23 protein-coding genes are annotated in these 21,257 nt (G+C 28.9%); 20 read left to right on the forward strand and 3 right to left on the reverse strand.

Annotation, left to right across the window (positions count from 1 at the left end; all coding sequences use genetic code 11):
* Positions 1–108 precede the first annotated feature (108 nt).
* The 6 genes from RDX53_RS09680 (at position 109) to RDX53_RS09700 (ending at position 3,727) form a co-directional block, all read left to right on the forward strand.
* Entirely contained in the window at positions 109–708 is a 600-nt protein-coding gene (locus RDX53_RS09680; RefSeq protein WP_195931754.1) for a site-2 protease family protein, read from the forward strand.
* Positions 709–1,434: a ScpA family protein gene (locus RDX53_RS09685; protein WP_195931755.1), complete on the forward strand. Its 726-nt coding sequence runs from the start codon at positions 709–711 to the stop codon at positions 1,432–1,434.
* Between the two features lies 1 nt (position 1,435).
* Positions 1,436–1,969: an SMC-Scp complex subunit ScpB gene (scpB, locus tag RDX53_RS09690; RefSeq protein ID WP_195931756.1), complete on the forward strand. Its 534-nt coding sequence runs from the start codon at positions 1,436–1,438 to the stop codon at positions 1,967–1,969.
* Positions 1,970–1,989: 20 nt separating this feature from the next.
* A complete protein-coding gene (locus RDX53_RS09695; RefSeq protein WP_195931757.1) occupies positions 1,990–2,187 on the forward strand; it encodes a hypothetical protein in 198 nt (65 codons plus the stop codon).
* Positions 2,188–2,321: 134 nt separating this feature from the next.
* Positions 2,322–2,741: a transposase gene (locus RDX53_RS14070; RefSeq protein ID WP_331607138.1), complete on the forward strand. Its 420-nt coding sequence runs from the start codon at positions 2,322–2,324 to the stop codon at positions 2,739–2,741.
* Positions 2,738–3,727, forward strand: coding sequence for a transposase (locus RDX53_RS09700; protein ID WP_195931759.1), 990 nt, complete (start codon positions 2,738–2,740; stop codon positions 3,725–3,727). Before RDX53_RS14070 ends, RDX53_RS09700 begins: the two co-directional genes overlap by 4 nt.
* Before the next feature lie 61 nt (positions 3,728–3,788).
* Here the strand turns inward: RDX53_RS09700 and RDX53_RS09705 are convergent, their stop codons facing one another.
* Positions 3,789–3,932 (reverse strand): hypothetical protein, encoded by a 144-nt coding sequence (locus tag RDX53_RS09705; protein ID WP_022072466.1) that lies wholly within the window; start codon positions 3,930–3,932, stop codon positions 3,789–3,791.
* A gap of 163 nt (positions 3,933–4,095) precedes the next feature.
* On the opposite strand from RDX53_RS09705, the gene RDX53_RS09710 reads away from it, so the two are divergent.
* Positions 4,096–4,266, forward strand: a complete 171-nt coding sequence (locus RDX53_RS09710) for a hypothetical protein (RefSeq protein ID WP_195930233.1) — start codon at positions 4,096–4,098, stop codon at positions 4,264–4,266.
* Between the two features lie 141 nt (positions 4,267–4,407).
* On the opposite strand, the gene RDX53_RS09715 is transcribed toward RDX53_RS09710, so the two are convergent.
* Positions 4,408–5,154, reverse strand: coding sequence for an NAD-dependent protein deacylase (locus tag RDX53_RS09715; RefSeq protein WP_195930218.1), 747 nt, complete (start codon positions 5,152–5,154; stop codon positions 4,408–4,410).
* A 283-nt stretch (positions 5,155–5,437) separates the two neighbouring features.
* On the opposite strand from RDX53_RS09715, the gene RDX53_RS09720 reads away from it, so the two are divergent.
* Positions 5,438–7,105: an SH3 domain-containing protein gene (locus tag RDX53_RS09720; RefSeq protein WP_307994059.1), complete on the forward strand. Its 1,668-nt coding sequence runs from the start codon at positions 5,438–5,440 to the stop codon at positions 7,103–7,105.
* Positions 7,106–7,205: 100 nt separating this feature from the next.
* Here RDX53_RS09720 and RDX53_RS09725 read toward each other — a convergent pair whose 3' ends face one another.
* Positions 7,206–7,862 (reverse strand): hypothetical protein, encoded by a 657-nt coding sequence (locus RDX53_RS09725; protein WP_195930220.1) that lies wholly within the window; start codon positions 7,860–7,862, stop codon positions 7,206–7,208.
* Positions 7,863–8,042: 180 nt separating this feature from the next.
* Here RDX53_RS09725 and RDX53_RS09730 point away from each other — a divergent pair, with 180 nt between their 5' ends.
* From RDX53_RS09730 to RDX53_RS09785, 12 genes are all read left to right on the forward strand, one after another.
* Positions 8,043–12,344 (forward strand): PolC-type DNA polymerase III, encoded by a 4,302-nt coding sequence (locus RDX53_RS09730; protein ID WP_195930221.1) that lies wholly within the window; start codon positions 8,043–8,045, stop codon positions 12,342–12,344.
* Between the two features lie 248 nt (positions 12,345–12,592).
* Complete coding sequence (gene rimP / locus RDX53_RS09735) at positions 12,593–13,054, forward strand: ribosome maturation factor RimP (protein ID WP_195930222.1); 462 nt, start codon at positions 12,593–12,595, stop codon at positions 13,052–13,054.
* A 29-nt stretch (positions 13,055–13,083) separates the two neighbouring features.
* Positions 13,084–14,238, forward strand: coding sequence for a transcription termination factor NusA (gene nusA, locus RDX53_RS09740; RefSeq protein ID WP_195930223.1), 1,155 nt, complete (start codon positions 13,084–13,086; stop codon positions 14,236–14,238).
* Between the two features lie 25 nt (positions 14,239–14,263).
* Complete coding sequence (rnpM, locus tag RDX53_RS09745) at positions 14,264–14,545, forward strand: RNase P modulator RnpM (protein ID WP_195930224.1); 282 nt, start codon at positions 14,264–14,266, stop codon at positions 14,543–14,545.
* Entirely contained in the window at positions 14,535–14,843 is a 309-nt protein-coding gene (locus RDX53_RS09750; RefSeq protein WP_195930225.1) for a ribosomal L7Ae/L30e/S12e/Gadd45 family protein, read from the forward strand. Before rnpM ends, RDX53_RS09750 begins: the two co-directional genes overlap by 11 nt.
* Positions 14,844–14,866: 23 nt before the next feature.
* Positions 14,867–16,795 carry a translation initiation factor IF-2 gene (gene infB, locus RDX53_RS09755; protein ID WP_195930226.1) on the forward strand — a complete coding sequence of 643 codons (1,929 nt, stop codon included), beginning with the start codon at positions 14,867–14,869 and terminating at the stop codon, positions 16,793–16,795.
* A 21-nt stretch (positions 16,796–16,816) separates the two neighbouring features.
* On the forward strand, positions 16,817–17,200 hold the full coding sequence (rbfA, locus tag RDX53_RS09760) for a 30S ribosome-binding factor RbfA (protein WP_195930227.1): 384 nt from the start codon (positions 16,817–16,819) through the stop codon (positions 17,198–17,200).
* Entirely contained in the window at positions 17,181–18,188 is a 1,008-nt protein-coding gene (locus tag RDX53_RS09765) for a bifunctional oligoribonuclease/PAP phosphatase NrnA (RefSeq protein ID WP_195930232.1), read from the forward strand. Before rbfA ends, RDX53_RS09765 begins: the two co-directional genes overlap by 20 nt.
* A gap of 10 nt (positions 18,189–18,198) precedes the next feature.
* Entirely contained in the window at positions 18,199–19,113 is a 915-nt protein-coding gene (gene truB, locus RDX53_RS09770; RefSeq protein ID WP_295572682.1) for a tRNA pseudouridine(55) synthase TruB, read from the forward strand.
* A 28-nt stretch (positions 19,114–19,141) separates the two neighbouring features.
* Entirely contained in the window at positions 19,142–20,071 is a 930-nt protein-coding gene (locus tag RDX53_RS09775; RefSeq protein ID WP_195930229.1) for a bifunctional riboflavin kinase/FAD synthetase, read from the forward strand.
* A gap of 109 nt (positions 20,072–20,180) precedes the next feature.
* Positions 20,181–20,435 carry a 30S ribosomal protein S15 gene (gene rpsO, locus RDX53_RS09780; RefSeq protein ID WP_195930230.1) on the forward strand — a complete coding sequence of 85 codons (255 nt, stop codon included), beginning with the start codon at positions 20,181–20,183 and terminating at the stop codon, positions 20,433–20,435.
* A gap of 116 nt (positions 20,436–20,551) precedes the next feature.
* The coding region (locus RDX53_RS09785; protein WP_307994061.1) for a DegV family protein at positions 20,552–21,257 on the forward strand (706 nt) is incomplete at its 3' end.

Consider the following 21,257-nt stretch of genomic DNA (forward strand, 5'->3'; position numbering starts at 1 on the left):
ATAATAGAATAATTAAATTACTATTTATATTTAAATTATTTTGATTAAAGATATTATTATTGTTATAATAATATTATTATCTAAAAAATGACTAGGAGAGAAATTTAAATGAATTATTTAAGTAGTATTTTAGTATCTCTAGTAGGTATAGTATTTGCAATGACAATACATGAATTTGGTCATGCATTTGCAGCGTATTTACTAGGTGATGATACAGCTAAAAGAGCAGGAAGAATGACTATTAATCCATCTAGACATGTCGATTTAGTAGGTTTAATAATGCTTATGATATTCCATTTTGGATGGGCAAAACCAGTGCCAGTAAATCCAAATAATTTTAAAAATTATAGGGTTGGAAATTGTATAGTTTCATTAGCTGGGGCTTTTGGAAACTTAGTAGGTGCAATAATTTGTGCTATGATTGTAAAATATAGTACTATGTATTCTATTTCATTAATAGCAGCTACAGCACTAAACTATAACCTATGGTTTGCTGCATTTAACTTACTTCCAGTTCCTCCACTTGATGGATGGGGCGTTATTTCTAGTTTTTTACCTTATAAATTTAGAGAATTTGAAATTAAATATGAAAATGTAGGATATATAGTATTAATTGTATTATTATTTACAAATTTAAGTTCTTATATAACATCTCCATTAGTAAATATATTCTGGTCTATCGTGAGAAGCGTAACACACGTTATATAGATGAAATACAGCATACATTTAAACGTATATGACGGTCCACTAGATTTACTTTGTGATATGATATCTAAACAAAAGATAGATATCAAGGATATTTCTATAATCGAAATTACAAAACAGTATCTAGCATATATAAATATGTTAGAATCTATGGACTTAGAAGTTACAAGTGATTTTATTACTATGGCTACTAAGCTATTAGAAATAAAATCAAAGTATCTACTGTTTTCACAAAGAGATTTAGACGAAGAAGAAGACCCAAGACTTGAACTGATGGAGCAATTAAAAGAATATAAGAAATATAAAAAAGCTAGTGAAGTGATAAAAGACAATGTAGATTATTTAAATCAACCATATTACAGAACTAGAGAAGAAGTAATAATAGATGATAAGATGGATTTAAGCGAAATATCTATCGAATCTATAAAATCTATACTTCCATATATATTTAAGGTAAAAAATGTTGAAGAAGAAACTAAAAAAGATGAAAGATTAAATAAAATAGTAAGAGGAAAAATAATATCTGTTGAAGAAAAGATAGAATATATACAAAATATATTAACTACCGCAGATAAAATAAGCTTTAACAATATAATAAAAGATAATACAAAAGATGAAGTGATAGCTACATTTTTATCACTACTTGAGCTTATAAAAGCTAAGGAAATAGTTGTAGTACAAGAAAACTTCTTTGAAGATATTATTATTAAAAAGAATTTGGAGAATTAATATGAGCAGAAGTGAAATAAAATCTATTATAGAATCAATAATGTTTGCATATGGAGAACCAATAAGTATAAAGGAATTAAATTATGCCATTAATGAAGAACTTTCTCCAAAAGAAATAGAATATATGTTAAATTTATTGAAAGATGAATATGAGGAGCAAAATCGAGGTATACAAATTATAAAATTAGAAGATAGATATCAAATGTGTACAAATAAAGATTATACTCCATATATAAAAAAGGTATTAGAACCTAAAAGAAAAAAGACTTTAAGTCAAGCTACTTTAGAGACGCTGACTATAATTGCATATAAACAACCTATAACAAAAGTTGAAATTGAAAATATAAGGGGAGTTAAATGTGATAAGGTCTTACAAACTCTTCTTGAAAATTCTTTAATTAGAGAAGCTGGTAGATTAAATAAAATAGGAAAACCTATAATATATAAAACTACAGATGAGTTTTTAAAACTTCTAAATATAGAAAAATTAGAAGATTTACCTCCTATTGAAGAATTTGAAGAAAATATAGATTAATTTTTACAGGGGGAAGCAATATGAAAAATATAAGTTTACCATTAATAATAGGGGCAGTAATGTGTGTGGCAAGTATATTATTTGGAGTTAATACAATAAATTCTGGGGGTACTGTAAAAGGTATATTATGGATGGTTGCAGCCTTATGCTGGGCATCCTTTGTAAGAAATATCTTTAGAAAAAACAACAAGCAAAATAATAGACAAAATAATAAATAAAGAAATCTTTATCATAAAGATCCTTAAAGAAATTAAAAAGGGGCTGTCGCACTAAGAAATAGGGCGATGCCCTTTTTGTAAAAAAAATAAATCCCAAGCTCAAAAGATCTTGGGATTTTTTGTATAATAATTGTATGACCAAACACAATACTATACAAGTAGATTATACTATTTCAGAAAATAATTATCAATTAAAATCATTATTAAATATTGATTCTTTAATACCAAAAGATGATTCTGTGAGGTTGTTAAGTCAAATTATAGAGGAGATGAATTTAGAAAAATTATATCAGACTTATTCTCGTATTCGAGGAAATTCAGTAACCCCAAGACAACTTTTGAAAATTATAATATACGCAAATATGAATAATATTTACTCATCTAGAAAAATTGAAACTTCGTGTAAAAGGGATATTAATTTTATGTATCTTTTAGGCGGAGCCTCCGCTCCAGACCATTCAACAATTGCAAGATTCCGTAGTATTTATTTTGCACCAGTATGCGAAAGCCTAATGGCTCAATTTACAAAAATAAGATTAAAAAGTATCATTTGAAAAAACTTTTAAAAAAGCTTAAACGCTTATCAATTAAAGAAAATATAGTTTTTGTCCATGGTAAAGGAAGAAGGAAATCACTTATTCAAAAGGCTATAGAAAAATTAAATGAATATATTAATCGATTGAAAAAATATACTAAAGATTTATACATAATGGGTCAAAGAAATAGCTATTCAAAAACAGATAAAGATGCAACATTTATGCGAATGAAAGAAGACCATATGAGAAATGGACAACTTAAACCAGCATATAATGTTCAATTTGGTGTTGATTCTGAATATATAGTTTGGGCAAGTGTTGGACCTCAACCTACAGATACAACAACCTTAATACCTTTTTTAAAATCAATCGAAAAACATACTGGATTTAAGTATTCTAAAGTAATAGCAGATTCAGGATATGAAAGCGAAGAAAAGTATGTATTTTTAGAAGATAATCAGCAATTATCTTTTCTAAAGACATCTGATTATGAAATTAAAAAAACAAAAAAGTATAGAAATGATATTGGCAGAAAAGAAAATATGATTTACTGCGAAAAAGATGATTATTACATTTGTAAAAATAATAAAAAGTTATACGTAAGTGGAACAATTAATAGAAAATCAAAAACTGAATATAAAAGCAAAATAACTTGTTACACTTGTGAAGATTGTAGTAATTGTGAATATAAGAAAAAGTGTATTAAAGGAAACAATAGTAAAATACCTATTGAGCAAAGAACTAAAAATCTACAAGTATCTAAATTATTTCATAAAAAACAAAAAGAAAACTTAGAGAGAATTACTAATCCCGAAGGGCGTAAATTAAGAATGAATAGAAGCATACAAGCGGAAGGAGCTTTCGCTCAAGTGAAACAAAATATGCAATTTAAAAGATTTTTAAGTCGTGGTAATAAAAATGTACTTTCTGATGGTGTATATTTTTATATTTTAAAAGTAAATTTCCCTTATCAAACACTAAAAAATACATTAAATTTAAGTTAAAAAAAGGCTACCGCAGAACGAATTTTTTATTGTTCGTGCGACATCCCCTTTTTGTTTATCATTATTCCTCATCTTCGCCAAATGTATCGTAATAAAGCGCTTTTATTTCTTCATCAGATTTCTCTTGTAAAGAATCTGAAATATCCTTGTGTGCAATTATAAGATAGTAGTTGATTAATTCATCTGCCATTATAGATATATCCATTTTGTCCTCCTATAGTCATTATTAGAAATTTAAATAAAAGTTATTTATAAGGTGATTGTAGCACATATTATCTTTAAAATATATTTAAAAATAATATATTAAAAAATATACTGTAAAATTTAAAATAAATTAGTATTTTATATGAAAAAAGGGAATAGTAATAATGATTAAGAAGAAAGTTGCAAAGAGGTGTAAAATGGACATTATAAGAGAAGCGACAAAACTAAAAAAAATAGCTTTATCAATAGCTAAAACTAAAGGAATAAGCAATTTAGAAGCATGGCCTGAAGCTATTTCAATTTATAAATTAAAATACGAAAATTATTTTGAATAAACTATGATTTATAAATTAAACTTTATATTAAAAGTACGGCGTAAAATAAACTCACGACGATCTCCTTAAATTTAAAAGGAATACCAAAGTAATTCATTTTGGTATTCCTTTTTATATCATAAATCATATTGATTAAATTTACTATTTGTAAACATCTAAAACAGCTTCTTTTAAAACTTCCCCTATAGCATCATTTATAACTAAAGAAGCATCATTATCATATCCAGTAGAACTTTTATTAATTAAAACCACATCTTTTCCTCTATAATAATTTATAAAGCTAGCAGCGGGATAAACAACAAGAGAAGTCCCTCCTATAATAAGTAAATCAGCAGAACTTATAGCTCTTATAGCGCCTTCAATAGTGGCATTATCTAATCCTTCTTCATATAAAACGACATCAGGCTTTACAACACCGCCACATTTATCACAATGAGGAATATTTCCATCAAGAGCAAGCATAGAATCCAAGTCAAAGAATTTATGACATTTTGTGCAGTAATTTCTATGTACAGAACCGTGAAGTTCATAAACAGTTTTACTTCCAGCCATTTGATGAAGTCCATCTATATTTTGAGTTACAATTGCTTTTAATTTACCCATTTCTTCAAGTTTTGCAAGTGCCTTATGGGCATTATTAGGCTTTGCATCTTGATATATTAATTTATCTTTATAGAATTTAAAAAATTCTTCAGGATAGTTTACAAAGAAAGTATGTGAAACTAATTGTTCAGGAGTAAAGTTTTTATTTAACTTTTGACTAAATAATCCAGAAGAACTTCGAAAATCAGGAATATTTGATTCGGTAGATACTCCAGCTCCACCAAAGAAAACGATATTGTCACTTTTTTCTATTAGTTCTTTTAATTTGTCTATTTTATCATTCATTTTTTGACCTCCTAAATTAATCTATAATTATATAATATCAAATTATCAGATATTTATAAATAATTGAACGATTTGTTGTATTTAAAAATATTTAAAATTTTAGTCATATTTCATTGATATTTAGCCATTAGAGGTCTATATAAGATATTTAGCTGATTTGAGGGTTGTAACATTATTTACCATAAGAGGGATACATAGATTTAAATTGTAAATAAAGGAATATACAATTATAATGTATATGTGTTGGAGTAGAAAATAAAGGGAAGGAGATATATATTAGAATATGAATAAGAAAACAATTATAACTAGTATGGCTGTTTTACAGCTTTTTGCAGGAACAATTAATGCACAATCAAATCAAGGTATAGTTACAGCCACTTCATTAAATGTAAGAAGCGGACCAGCGACATCTTATACAACTAAATTTATAGTAAATAAAGGTGATAATGTTACAGTGGAGGATTCTGCTGATGGATGGTACAAGATAACAACTAAAGATGGTAAAAATGGTTGGGCTAGTTCTAAGTATATACAAACAAGTCAAAATACAACAACTACTAAAGTAGTTTCTGTTTCTTCATTAAATATGAGAAGTGGTCCATCTACAAGTTATAACATAATCGAGGTTTTAACTAAAGATACACAGGTAGAAGTTATATCTGTAGAAGATGGTTGGGCAAAAATAAAATACAACTCAAAGACAGGATATGTTTCAAATCAATATCTAAGTGATAAAAAAGTTGAAGAAGTTACACAAACAAAATATGTAAATGCAACAATATTAAACGTAAGAAGTGGACCAAGTACAACTTATAGCATAATAGATACATTAAAGCAAAATGATGAAGTAAAAGTTATATCAATAGAAGATGGTTGGGCAAAAATAAAACACAATGATGAGATAGGATATGTTTCAGCAGAATATCTAAGTGATAAAAAAGTTGAAACTATACAAATAAAATATGTAGATGCAACAACATTAAATGTAAGAAGTGGACCTGATACTACTTATGAAATATTAACGACTTATAAATATGGACAAGAAGTAAAAGTAGTTAATATATCAGAAGATAAAGAATGGGCAAAAATTAAATACAATGATGAATACGCTTATGTATCTAATAAATACTTAGTTGATAAGCTAGAATCAGATTCAGAAAATAACGATTCCAATACAGGAAGCATTACAGGTACATTTGAAAATGTAAATTGTTCATTCTCGACTATGGTGGATTATGAATATAAATTATCTCTACAAGGATTTAATAAAATAAGAGCAAATTTATCAACTAATTATTCAAATTCATCAGCTTATGTAAAAGCTACTAGAGAAGATTTAAGTAAATATCTAAACCCTGAGACATTTAGTACAAATGCTACAGGAAAACTTCAATTTTTAAGAATAGATAAGTATCGTGAGGGAATAACTGCAAGTGAATTAAATCAATTCTTCTCAAAATACTGTAAATCAAATAGCGTATTTTTAAATAAAGGACAAGCCTTTATAGATGCGGCTAAAAAATATAATTTAGATGTAACTTATTTAGTAGCAGCATCTATGGTTGAAACTGGATATGGTTCGTCTACTCTTGCTCAAGGAGTTTATGTAACTACACCTTCAGGTGAACAGGTAAAAGTTTATAACTTCTTTGGGATATCTGCATTTGATGGAACAGCTGTACCGTCAGCTGCCAATTATGCATATCAAAAGGGATGGACTTCAATTGATAAAACTATAGAAGGTTCAGCACAATGGATAGCAGGAAACTATATACATAACAGCAAATACAAACAAAATACTTTATATAAAATGAGATGGAGTTACAATACAGGCCATCAATATGCAACAGATGTAAACTGGGCTAATTCAATAGGACGTGTAATGAATAACATAGTACCTTATTACGATGGAAATGCTCATTTAGAGTACTTAATACCTAAATATAAATAAAAAGTAATTTAAAATTCGGGGCGTTAAATAAACACAAAATAAAAAGGAAGATCTACTTTATGAGATCTTCCTTTTTGATTTAGAAGAAATTTATCAAAATCTAACATAGAGATTTTATATTATTTTCAATTACGATATTTTTTAGATTACCATAGTTATATGTTGCTAAGGCATACTCCTTCATTTTTTCAAAAATATATTGTTCAAGTTCGCTTTCAAAGTCTAAAATAGTTTTTCCTATATTCCATGCATTTATTTCTCTAGCAATACTATTCTTTTTAAATTCTATAATACAATCTTCAAGTTCTAATGGTAAATTTTTTTTATAATAATATTCATCTTCCAAATCAATATTATATTTTTTTATAGTTTCAGCTATTGAAGTTATGATTTTAATAGAATGAGATTTTATATTTGATAAATCTGGGTCCAAAATATGCCCTATTTCATGGCATAGGGCTACCTTTCCTATGGAATATATATTTTGCTTTGTGATAAGAATATTTTTAGTATTAAACGAATTTATAAATAGATAGAAATTATAGCAAAATGATAAAAATCCTTTTTGAGAAATAATAACTATACCTAGTTTAGGAAGAGAACAAATAGGAATATTGTATTTTTTATAATAAAGTATATGAACTAATTTTTTATCTACATCCATCTCAGATAAAGACTTTGTAAAAATTTTTTTACCTTTTAATTCTTCATAATAAATAGGTATCTTTCTTAAATCATATATATTTGAGCAAGTCATAGCATACCTCCAAATATAAGTCCTTATTTATATAATATTAAAAAGTTTCAAAAAAGAGCTAATCCACGAAAAAAAATATAAATTATTTTAAAAAATTCAAGACCTTAAAACCTAACCCAAAATATGATATAATTTTACTTTAAAAAGAATAGAAAATTGAGATGAAAGGAGATGTCATAAATGGATAGTATAAAAGACTATTTAAAGAAATTAGAAATCAAAAATGATTTTTTATATAAAAAGTTGAGTGATGTACTTGTTACAAAAGTAGTATATTATAAAGAAAATAAGATTTTTTATATATATTTATCATCTAAAGAAATTATTTCTTATGACATTTTATCATCACTTAGAGAAGCTTTACTAGAAGAATTAGATTATTTTTCTGATATAAGAATTAAAATGAGATATAACGGACTATCTCGTAAATCTAATAAAGATATAGTTAAGAAAAATTGGGATAATATATTACACATATTAAAAGACTTATCACCTGCTATAGAAGGATGGAAACATAATGTAGAGTATATGTGTATAGACGATACTTTAAAAATAAAAATACCAAAGTCTATGATATACGATAGTTTAAAATCTAAAAACTGTGAATATATAATTAGACATGTATTTTTAGAAGAGTTTTCTATAGATTTAAAAGTAATTTTAGAAAAAGCTGTAGATGAAAAGGTAGATATTAAAAAGATTCTCGAAAAAATGGATAAAGAGATGGAAGAAAAAGTTAGAGAAATGCAAATTTCATCTCCGAAAAAAGTAAAAGATGATGAAGAAGATAAATACGTTATAAAAGAAGAAGTAGAAGATGAAAATATAATCTACGGTGAAAATGTCAATGCACTATTTGAACATATTTGCGATATAAATAAAAATTCAAAGACTGTTTGTATAACTGGAGAGATATTTAACATTGAGATAAAAGAATTAAAAAATGGGAAAATACTGCTTATAGCTGATGTAACAGATAATACAAGTTCAATAAGTTGTAAATTATTCTTAAACGACTTAAATCAAGATAAAGTATTAAGTAAAATAAGTGAAGGAAGTTATGTAAGGATTAAAGGAGATGTAATTTACGATATCTTCAAAAGAGAACTTACAATGACGATAAGTGGTATAAGATTAGAAGAAAAGAAACCTAGAGTAGATACTAGCGACAAAAAACGTGTAGAGCTTCATGCTCACACTCAAATGTCTTCTATGGATGCACTATGCAATACTAAAAAACTTGTAAAACAAGCTGCTACATGGGGGCATAAAGCCATAGCTATAACCGACCATGGTGTAGTTCAAGCTTTCCCAGAGGCAATGGATGCAGGAAAGGCCAATGGAATAAAAATCTTATATGGTGTAGAAGGATATTTAGTAGAAGATAATGCACCAATTATTAGAGATGCAAATGACAAAGATCTATCTCAGACATTTGTAGTATTCGACTTAGAAACTACAGGTTTCTCAAATAAAAATGATAAAATAACAGAAATCGGAGCAGTAAAAGTTAAAAACTTTGAAATAGTAGATAGATTTAATGAACTTATAAATCCAGAAAAAGATATATCTTATAAAGTTCAAGAATTAACAGGTATAACTAATGATTTAATAAAAGATAAACCTACAATAGAAGAAATTTTACCTAGGTTTATGGAGTTTGTAGGAGATAGTGTGTTAGTTGCACATAATGCAGAGTTCGATATAGGATTTATAAACCAAAAATGTAAGGAGATGAATATAGAATTTAAAAATAAGAGTGTAGATACTCTTATGCTTTCTAGAATCCTTCTTCCACATTTAAAGCGTTTTAAATTAAACAACCTTACAAAAGAACTTGGTGTACCACTTCACAACCACCATAGAGCTGTAGATGATGCTGCGGCAACTGCACAAATATTTATTAAATTTTTAGATATGCTTGAGAAAAAGGGCGCTAAAAAACTAAGTGATGTAAATGAAGTGCTAGGTGGTATAGATTACACTAAATTAAAAACAAAACATATTACATTAATTGCTCAAAATTTAGCTGGTATTAAGAATTTATATAAAATAGTATCTGATGCCCATGTAAATCATTTTTATAGAGCACCTAGAATATTAAAAAGTGTACTTTTAGAACATAAAGAAGGTATTATAGTAGGTTCGGCTTGTGAAGCTGGAGAAGTGTTCCAAGCTGTTAAACAAAATAAAAATGACGATGAAATAAAAGAAATAATAGACTTATACGATTATATAGAAGTAATGCCGATTGACAATAATCGATTTATGATTAGAAATGGCGAAGTAAAAGACGAAGATGAACTTAGAGATTTAAATAGAAGAATGATTGAAGTGGCTAAGAAATTTAATAAAATTCCAGTAGCTACAGGTGATGTTCACTTTATAGAAAAACATGAAGCTGTATTTAGACGAGTTCTTAAATATGCTCAAGGGTTTGGAGTAGATGATGAAGAAACTTATCTACATTTTAGAACTACAGATGAAATGTTAGAAGAATTTAAGTATTTAGGTGAAGAACTGGCATATGAAGTTGTAGTTGAAAATTCAAATAAAGTTGCAGATATGATTGAGGACTTTTTACCAATACCAAATGAAACATTCCCTCCAGTAATAGAAGGTTCTGATACAGAGCTTAGGGAGATGTGCTATAACAAAGCAACTAGGATTTATGGAGATCCGCTTCCAGACGTTGTTAAGAAAAGACTAGATAGAGAGCTAAACTCTATAATAAGCAATGGATATGCTGTTATGTATATTATCGCACAAAAGCTAGTTACAAAATCATTAGCAGATGGATATCTAGTTGGGTCTAGGGGATCTGTTGGTTCATCACTTGCTGCGACAATGAGTGATATAACAGAAGTTAATCCACTTCCGGCTCATTATATTTGTGAAAATGAAGATTGTAAATATTCATATTTCTATGCAGTTGGGGAATGGGGCTCGGGAGTAGACTTACCAGATAAAGATTGTCCTAAATGTGGACGAAAATTAAAAAAAGACGGACACGATATACCTTTTGAAGTTTTCTTAGGATTTGAAGGAGATAAAGAGCCAGATATAGACCTTAACTTCTCTGGTAGTTACCAACCTGTAATACACAAATATACAGAAGAGCTATTCGGTGAAGGTCATGTATATAGAGCCGGAACTATAGGTACAGTAGCAGATAAGACTGCATATGGATATGCTAAAAAATACGTAGAAGAAAACGACTTAGATGTAACTGGAGCAGAAGTTTTAAGACTTGCAAAAGGATGCACAGGAGTCAAGAGAACATCAGGACAACATCCAGGCGGAGTTATGGTTATACCAAATTATAAAGAAGTATACGATATTACACCTATACAATACCCAGCAAATGACGTGAATTGTGGCGTTATAACAACGCACTTCGATTATCACTCTATAAGTGGTAGGATATTAAAACTAGATATACTAGGTCACGACGTTCCGACCATAATAAGAATGATAGAAGATATTACAGGTCTTGATGCAACTACTATACCTCTTGATGATAAGGAGACTATGTCTATATTTACATCAACAGAGGCATTAGGTGTAACACCAGAGGAAATAAACTGTCCAATAGGTTCTTTAGCTATACCAGAATTCGGTACATCTTTCGTTAGACAGATGCTTCTTGATACGAAACCAACTACATTTGCAGAACTTGTGCGTATATCTGGGCTCTCACATGGTACTGACGTTTGGCTAAATAATGCACAGGATTTAGTTGTGGATAAAGTCGTTGAATTTAAAGACGTTATATCTACACGTGACGATATAATGAACTACTTACTATTTAAAGGACTTCCACCTAAGATGGCGTTTACAATAATGGAAAATGTAAGAAAAGGTAAAGGACTAAAGCCTGAATTTATAGAAGAGATGAATAAACATGATGTGCCACAGTGGTATATTGATTCATGTCAAAAGATAAAATACATGTTCCCTAAAGCCCATGCAGTTGCATATGTAATGATGTCGTTTAGACTTGCATATTATAAAGTTCACTATCCTGCAGCTTTTTATGCAACATATTTCACAACTAAAGCACAGGATTTTGATGCAGATTTAATCGTAAAAGGGTTAGACAGCATAAAACAAAAGATACAAGAAATACACGAGCTTGGAAATGATGCAACAGCAAAAGACAAAACAATGCTTACTGTACTTGAAGTTGCACTAGAGATGTATGCTAGAAAAATAAAAATAATACCAGTTGATATTTATAAATCAGATGCCACTAAATTTATAGTAGTGGATGACACGACAATACTGCCACCTATGATAGCCCTACAAGGGGTTGGTGAAAATGCAGCTATTAATATTCAAAATGAAAGAGAAAACGGAGAGTTTATATCAAAAGAAGATTTGAGAAAGAGAACAAAGATATCTAAAACAGTAGTTGAGACTCTTTCTAATCATGGTTCATTAAACAATATGAGTGAAAAAAATCAATTATCATTATTTTAAATAAAAATATGAATTTTAGGGGCTTGACATAATTTTGTGAAAAAAGATAAAATATGTGTACAAGATTTAAAAAATATTGTAAAATAATAGAGTTGAAAACACATTTATTTATAAAGTCTTGTAAATAAAAAAAATTTATGTTATAGTAATAGAAAAATAGTATATGCAGAAGATAAGAGTGAGGCAATTGTTCTCACTCTTTTATTTTAAATATGTTATAATACAACTGAATAGGAGGCAAGGCACACATGAAAAAGAACATAGAATCTACAATAGAAGCATTAGTACAACCAATTGTCGATGCTAAAAACATAGAAATAGTAGATATTGAGTACGTAAAAGAAGCTGGACAATTTTATCTAAGAATTTATCTTGAAAAAGAAGGTGGAATAAGCTTAGATGACTGTGCAGATGTATCAAGAGAATTAAATCCAATATTAGATGAAAAAGACCCAATAAAAGACAACTACTTCTTAGAAGTATGTTCACCAGGTCTTGATAGACCACTTAAAAAAGATAAAGACTTTGAAAGATATGCAGGAAGAGATGTAGAAGTTAAATTATACAAACCTTTAAATGGTACAAAACAACTTGAAGGAGAACTTGTAGGTTTAACTGAAGACAAAAAAATCAAAGTAATAATAGATGACAATGAAGTTGAGTTTGATAAAAAAGACGTTGCAGTAATCAAACTAGCTATCAAATTTTAGTGATAACATTAATTAGGGAGGAATAAACAATGAATCACGAATTTATGGAAGCGTTAGACGAATTAGAAAAAGACAGAGGGATCGACAAAGAAGTTATAATAGACACAATAGAACAAGCACTTTTAACTGCTTATAAAAAGAACTTTGGATCTGCTCAAAATGTTAGAGTATCAGTAGATAGAGAAGGTGGAGAAGTTAGAGTTTACTCTCAAAGAAGAGTAGTTGATGAGTCAGACTTATACGATACTTTCTTAGAAATAGAATTAGCAGATGCTATAAAAATAGACCCAAGTTATCAATTAGGAGACATAATAGAAAACGAAGTAACTCCTAAAGATTTCGGTAGAATAGCAGCTCAAACAGCTAAACAAGTAGTTGTTCAAAGAATAAGAGAAGCTGAAAGAGAAATAGTATACAACGAATTTATCGAAAAAGAAAGCGAAATAGTTACAGGAGAAATAGCTAGAGCTACTTCAAAAACTGTTTATGTTAACGTAGGTAAAATAGAAGCTTCTATGCCAGAAAACGAACAAATACCTGGTGAAGAGTATAAAGCTGGACAAAAAATAAAAGTATATATATTAGAAGTTAAAAAGACTAATAAAGGACCTCAAATAGTAGTATCAAGAAGTCATCCAGGTCTTGTTAAGAGATTATTTGAAATGCAAGTAGTAGAAATATTCGAAGGTTTAGTTCAAATAAAATCAGTATCAAGAGAAGCTGGTTCAAGAACTAAAATAGCAGTTCAATCAATAGACGAAAAAATAGATCCAATCGGAGCATGTGTTGGACCTAAAGGTACTAGAGTTAAAGCTGTAGTAGATGAATTAGGCGGAGAAAAAATAGACATAATAAACTACAGTGATGATCCAGCTGAATTCATATCAGCATCACTTAGTCCATCAAAAGTTGAAAAAGTTGAAATAAACGAAGAAGAAAAAACAGCTTTAGTAGTAGTTCCTGATTATCAATTATCTTTAGCAATTGGTAAATCTGGTCAAAATGCAAGACTTGCAGCAAAACTTACTAACTGGAAAATAGATATAAAAAGCGTATCTCAAATGAAAGAAGAAATGGAAGCTCAAGAAGCTTTAGAAAGCACAGATTTTGTTGAAGAAGATATAGAATTACCAGTTCAAGATATAGAGTTAGATTCTGAAAATATAGACTTAGACCAAGAATAATAAGTCTAATATAGTTAAAGGAGGGATGGCTTTGAAAAAAGTAAAAAAAATACCTCAAAGAAAATGCATAGTATGTCAAGATAGAGACTCTAAAAAAGAGCTTATGAGAATTGTTAAAAACAAAGAAGGCGAAATATTTTTAGATCCATCTGGTAGGGCAAACGGTAGAGGTGCCTATATATGTAAAGACACTGAATGTCTTAAAAAAGCAATAAAAACAAAGGCTTTAAATAGAGCTTTTAAAGTAGAAGTTTCTGATGAAGTATATGAAAAATTATTAGCGGAGTTAGAATCTTATGATAAATAATAAACAAAAAATTTATTCTTATATAGGTCTAGCTATGAGAGCTGGGCAAGTAGTATCAGGAGACGACACTACATTAAAAGAATTAAAAAAAGGAAAGATAAGTTTAGTAATTGTGGCAGATGATGCTTCAGAAAATACTAAAAAATTATTTAAAGATAAATCATCTTATAGAAAAATAAACCAAATCTACTTTTCAACAAAAGTAGAGCTTGGTTTAGCTATAGGAAAATCACCAAGAGCAGTTATTGGAATAAAAGATAAATCTTTAGCTTCAAAGATAACTGAACTTATGCAATAAAAAATTTAATAGGGGGTGATCTTGTGGCAAATACAAGAATAAACCAAATCGCAAAAGAGGCAAAAGTCTCAAATAAAGAAGTTATAGCTAAGTTAGCTGAATTAGGAATAGAAATAGAAGACGAAAATACAGAAATAGATGAAGATGATGCTCAATTAGTATTAGATTTATTAAGAGAAGAAAATGGAGAAACAATCAGCATAGATGGACCTTTAACAGTTCAAAACTTAGCTGATGCTATAGGAAAATCAGTTTCGGAAGTAATAATGGAACTTATGAAAATGGGAACTATGGCTACAATAAACCAAGAAGTTACTTTTGAAGTAGCATCATTATTAGCACAAAAAAATGGATTTAATTTAGTTGTTGCAGGAAATGATGAAGATGCAGAAGAAGAAATAGAAAAATTAATGCAAATCCAAGAAGATAAAGAAGAAGATTTACAACCTAGGCCACCAGTAGTAACAGTAATGGGACACGTTGACCACGGTAAAACATCATTACTTGATGCTATAAGAAATACTCGTGTAACATCAAGCGAAGCAGGTGGAATAACTCAACATATAGGTGCATCTGAAGTATCTATAAACGGACAAAAAATAGTATTCTTAGATACACCAGGACACGAAGCTTTCACATCTATGAGAGCTAGAGGTGCTCAAGTTACAGATATAGCAATATTAGTAGTTGCAGCAGATGATGGTATAATGCCTCAAACAATAGAAGCTATAAACCATGCTAATGCAGCAGGTGTACCACTAATAGTAGCAATAAATAAAATAGATAAACCAGGTGCAAATCCAGACAAAGTTAAAAAAGAATTAGCTGACGAAGGATTATTAGTAGAAGACTGGGGTGGATCAGTAATATCTGTAGAAGTTTCTGCTAAGAAAAACGAAAATATAGACACATTATTAGAAATGGTTCTATTAGTTGCAGAAATGGAAGAATTAAGAGCTAATCCTAATAAAAGAGCTGTAGGTACAGTAATAGAAGCTCAACTTGATAAAGCAAGAGGTCCTGTTGCTACAGTATTAGTTCAAGGTGGAACATTAAAAGTTGGAGATCCTATAGTTGCTGGTGTAGCTGCTGGTAAAGTAAGAGCTATGATAAACGCTAAAGGAAAAAGAGTTAAACAAGCTGGTCCATCGACTGCAGTAGAAATATTAGGTCTATCTGAAGTACCACAAGGTGGAGATCAATTTGTTGCTGTTCCAACTGATAAAATAGCAAGAAGTGTTTCTGAAAAGAGACAATTAATACAAAGAGAAGAAATGCTTAAATCTTCTCAAAGAATGTCACTTGACGATTTATTCAACCAAATGAATGAAGGTCAAGTAAAAGACTTAAATGTAGTAATAAAAGCAGACGTTCAAGGTTCTGTTCAAGCTGTAAAACAATCACTTGAAAAATTATCAACTGAAGAAGTTAACGTAAGAGTAATCCACGGTGGTGTTGGTGCAATAAATGAATCAGACGTATTATTAGCTGCTGCATCAAACGCTATAATAATAGGATTTAACGTAAGACCAGTATCTGGTGCTGAATCTTTAGCTGATAAAGAAGGTGTTGACATAAGAACATACACAATAATTTACAAAGCTATAGAAGATATACAAGCTGCTATGAGCGGTTTACTAGACCCAGAATTAAGAGATGAAGATACAGGAAAAGCTGAAATAAGAGAAGTATACAAAATTTCAGGTGTTGGAGCTGTTGCAGGATGCTACGTAACAAGTGGTAAAATATATAGAAACTGCAAAGTTAGAATAGTTAGAGATGGTATTATAATTCAAGAATGTGAATTATTAGCTCTTAAGAGATTCAAAGACGACGTAAAAGAAGTAAATAGTGGTTATGAATGTGGTATGAGCTTTGTTAATTACAATGACATAAAAGTAGGCGATATAGTAGAAGCTTACGTTCAAAAGGAAGTAAAAAGAGAACTATAATTAACAAAAGAGGTTGATATAATGGCATCAAATAATAGAACACGCAGAATAGCAGAAGAAATTAGAAAAATAGTAAGCACAATGCTTATTAATGGAATAAAAGATCCAAGAATAAATTCTTTAGTTAGTGTAACTGATGTTGAAGTTACAAGTGACTTAAGTTATGCATATGTTTATGTAAGTATATTAGGTGGAGATGAAGAATCTACACTTGAAGGCTTAAAAAGTGCATGTGGATATATAAGAAGAGAAGTTGGAAAAAGCATAAAAATAAGACATACTCCAGAGATTATATTCAAAATAGATGATTCTTTATTAAAAGGAATGTACATGGACGAATTAATAAAGAAAGTAAACAATGGATATAAAGATTCATCAGAAGAAAATGAAAAAGATGGTGAATAACATGTATGAAAACATGGACAAAATAATTAATTGTATTGATGAGGGTAACTATTTTATAGTTACCTCTCATGTAAATCCAGATGGAGATAATATAGGTTCTACTTTATCTATGTATTATTATTTAAAATCTATAAATAAAGAAGTGTACTATGTTTTAGATGATGATACTCCTATTAACTTAAAATTTTTATTAAAAGACATAGAAATTTTAAGTTCTGAGGAGTTCATTAAATTAAATTTAAACGAATTTAATTTAATTTCTTTAGACTGTGGTGATTTAGATAGAATATGTATAGATAAAACTTTAATAGAAAACTCTAAAAAGTTAATTTGTATAGACCACCATGCAAGCAATGATAATTATGGTGATATAAATTATGTAGTACCTGAAGCATCTTCGACTTGTGAACTTGTATATAATTTATTTAAGAGAATAAATGAAACTCAAAATACACAAGTTATAGATAAAAAAATTGCAACTGCACTATATACAGGTGTAGTAACAGATACAGGTAAATTTACTTATTCAAATACTCACCCTAGTACTTTTGATATGGCAAAAGACCTTTTAATATTAGGAGCTGAGACAAATAAAGTTATCTGTGAAGTTTATGGCAATAATCCTTATAATTATTATAAATTATTGGGAGAAGCACTAAATACATTAGATATAATAGATACTAAGATTGCTGTTATAACATTGACTCAAGATATGTTAACTAGAAACAATATAAGCTTTAAAGATACTGATGGTATTACGCCTTATTGTAGAGATATCGAAAATGTCGAAGTAGGAATTTTAGTAAAAGAAAAATCTTCAAATGAAATAAAAATAAGTCTTAGATCTAAAAATTATGTTGACGTAAGCCATATTGCAAAAGTATTTAATGGCGGAGGTCACGTAAGAGCTGCTGGATTAACTGTATTTAATGAAACTATAGAAAATGCAACTAAGATGGTAGTAGCTGAGACTTTAAAATATATTTAAGGATGATATAATGAATAAAATTATTAATATTTTAAAGCCAACAGGAATGACATCTCATGACGTAGTAAGTTGCGTTAGAAGAACATTAAATATGAAAAAAGTTGGCCATACAGGAACATTAGATCCAGATGCAGCAGGAGTACTTCCTATATGTTTAGGAAGGGCGACTAAAGTAAGTGAGCTTATCTTAAATAAAGATAAGTCTTATATTTGTGAATTGACATTAGGAATAGAAACTGACACATACGATTCATCAGGGACTATTTTATATAGAAATGACGATTTAAACATAGAAGAGTCAAAAATAAGAGAAGCCTTTAAATCACAAGAAGGTGAGATAGAACAACTTCCCCCTGTATATTCAGCATTAAAGATAAATGGACAAAAAATGTGTGATTTAGCTAGAAAAGGGAAGGCAGATTCAATAGACATAAAACCAAGAAAAGTAAATATTAAAAAAATAGACATTTTAAATATATCTCAAAATAAAATAACTTTTTATGTAGAATGTTCAAAGGGAACTTATGTAAGAAGTATATGTCATGATATAGGAGAGTATTTAAATTGTGGAGGACATATGTCTTTCTTACTTAGAACTTCATCAGGAAGATTCAATCTAGAAAATTCGATAACTCTAGAAGAATTAGAACAACTAAAAGAAAATGGATGTCTAGAAGAACATCTATACGATATAGATTATGTTTTAAATAACCTTCAAAGAGCAGAATTAAATCCTAGTGCAAAAAAATATTACATCAATGGTGGAGCTATTGATTCAAGAAGATTTGCTATAAAAAAATCAAAAGACAACAATAATGACGACAATCTTGTCAGAGTTTATTGTGAAGATATTTTTGTAGGTGTAGGAAAAATCATAAAAGATAATAACACTATGATGTTAAAAAGTGATAAACTCTTTATATAGTAAATAATATTTCGGTGGGGAAAAGATAATGAGAATTATAACATCTTTAGAAGAATTGGAACAAATAAATAAAAGTGTTGTCACGATTGGCAAGTTTGACGGTCTTCACAAGGGACATAAAGTTCTTATAGAAAAGACTGTTCAGTATGCTAAAAAAAATAACATGAAAAGTGTAGTATTTACCTTTTCAAATCATCCAGCCAATTTTTTTGAATGTGAAAAGGTAAGAAAAATTATTACTAATAAAGATAAAATAACTACTATGAAAAACTTAGGGGTTGATATTGTCATAAATCTTCCATTTGATGAATATATGACAAAGATATCGGCTATAGATTTTGTAGAAAATATTTTAGTAAAAAAATTAAATGCAAAAAAAATATATGTGGGTCATGATTTTACCTTTGCAAGAAATAAAGAAGGAGATGCGATTTTATTGAAGGCATTAGGCGGAGAATATGATTTCGATGTAGAAATAGTAAAACCAATAAAAATAAATAATATAAGAGTTAGTAGTACATATATAAGAAATTTACTGGCTCAGGGTAAAGTTGAAAATGTAAAGGAATATTTAGGACATAATTATATCGTAGAAGGTAAAGTTATTGGAGGAAAACAATTAGGTAGAACTATAGGATTTCCAACAGCAAACCTAAAATTCAAAGAAAATTTGATACTGCCTAGACCGGGAATATACGCTACAAAAGTTTATATTAAGGATAAAGTTTATATGGGTGCTACAAATATAGGATTCAATCCGACTGTGAGAGTAGAAAAATTATCAATTGAAACTCATATATTAGAATTTAGTCAAGATATTTATGGTGAAACTATAAAAATCGAATTTTTGGAAAGACTTAGAGATGAAAAGAAATTTGACTCTCTAGATGGATTAAAAGAACAACTAAAAAAAGATACAAAAAAAATATATGAAAAGTATATTTGCAAAAGTAATTAACTTATGATAAAATAGACAAGGAAGTTAACCATTACTCGGGATTTGAATACTCCAATCAATGCTTAGTAAATGGCGCTTATTAAAAAAATAAACGGAGGTACATCAAAAGATGAACAAACAAGATATAATCAAAGAATTCGGAAGAAAAGAAGGAGATACTGGTTCTCCAGAAGTACAAATAGCTTTATTAACAGCTAGAATAAATGAACTAAACGACCACTTAAGAGTTCACAAAAAAGACCACCATTCAAGAAGAGGACTTTTAAAAATGGTTGGTAGAAGAAGAAACTTATTAGCTTACCTAAAAGAAAAAGACCTTGAAGGTTACAGAGCTTTAATAGCTAAATTAGGTTTAAGAAAATAGTTTTATTACTTTTGACTAAAAAGCAGGTATACGTAAATACTTGCTTTTTTTGTATTTAAGATACTAGGAATGGATATGATAAAGATATAATAAATTTAAGCAAGGGGGCTTAGATCATGAAAATAAAACTGATTTATGACAGTATGTGTGATATTCCAGAAGAAATAAACAATAAAGAGTTTGTAGAAATGATACCCTTGACAATAAACATTGACGGTAAGGAGTATAAAGACGGAATAGATTTCACAAAAGAAGAATTTTATAATATTTTAAATAATAGCAATAGTTTACCGAAGACATCCCAAGTTACTTACATCGATTTTAAAGAAAAATTCGAAAAGTATACAAAAGAAGGCTATGATGTTATATGTATAACAGGCTCTTCAAAGGCCTCAGGTACATATCAAAGTGCTAATTTGGCAAAAGCTGATGTTGAAGGGAATATATATATTTTTGATAGTTTATTTCTATCATTAGGAAGTGGACAATATATTATAAAAGCGAGCCACTTAATTGAAGAAGGGGATTTAAGTGCTAGTGAAATAGTTGAAGAATTAGAAAAGTTAAGAGCTAGTGTGAATTTACTATTTGTTCCTTTTACTCTTGAATATTTAAAACAAAGTGGTAGATTACCAAGTGTAGTTTCTTTTGTTGGAAATATGCTTAGCATAAAGCCTATATGCTCAATGCAAGATGGAAAGAATAAAATAGTCTCAAAAGTGAGGGGGACTAAGCAAATCGCTTCAAAACTTGTAGATATGATTTTAGAATTAAATAATGGACAATTAGAAGATAAAATTGTAACTATAGGTTATGGATCAA

Source organism: uncultured Intestinibacter sp., from assembly GCF_902468165.1.
Taxonomy (GTDB): Bacteria; Bacillota; Clostridia; order Peptostreptococcales; family Peptostreptococcaceae; genus Intestinibacter.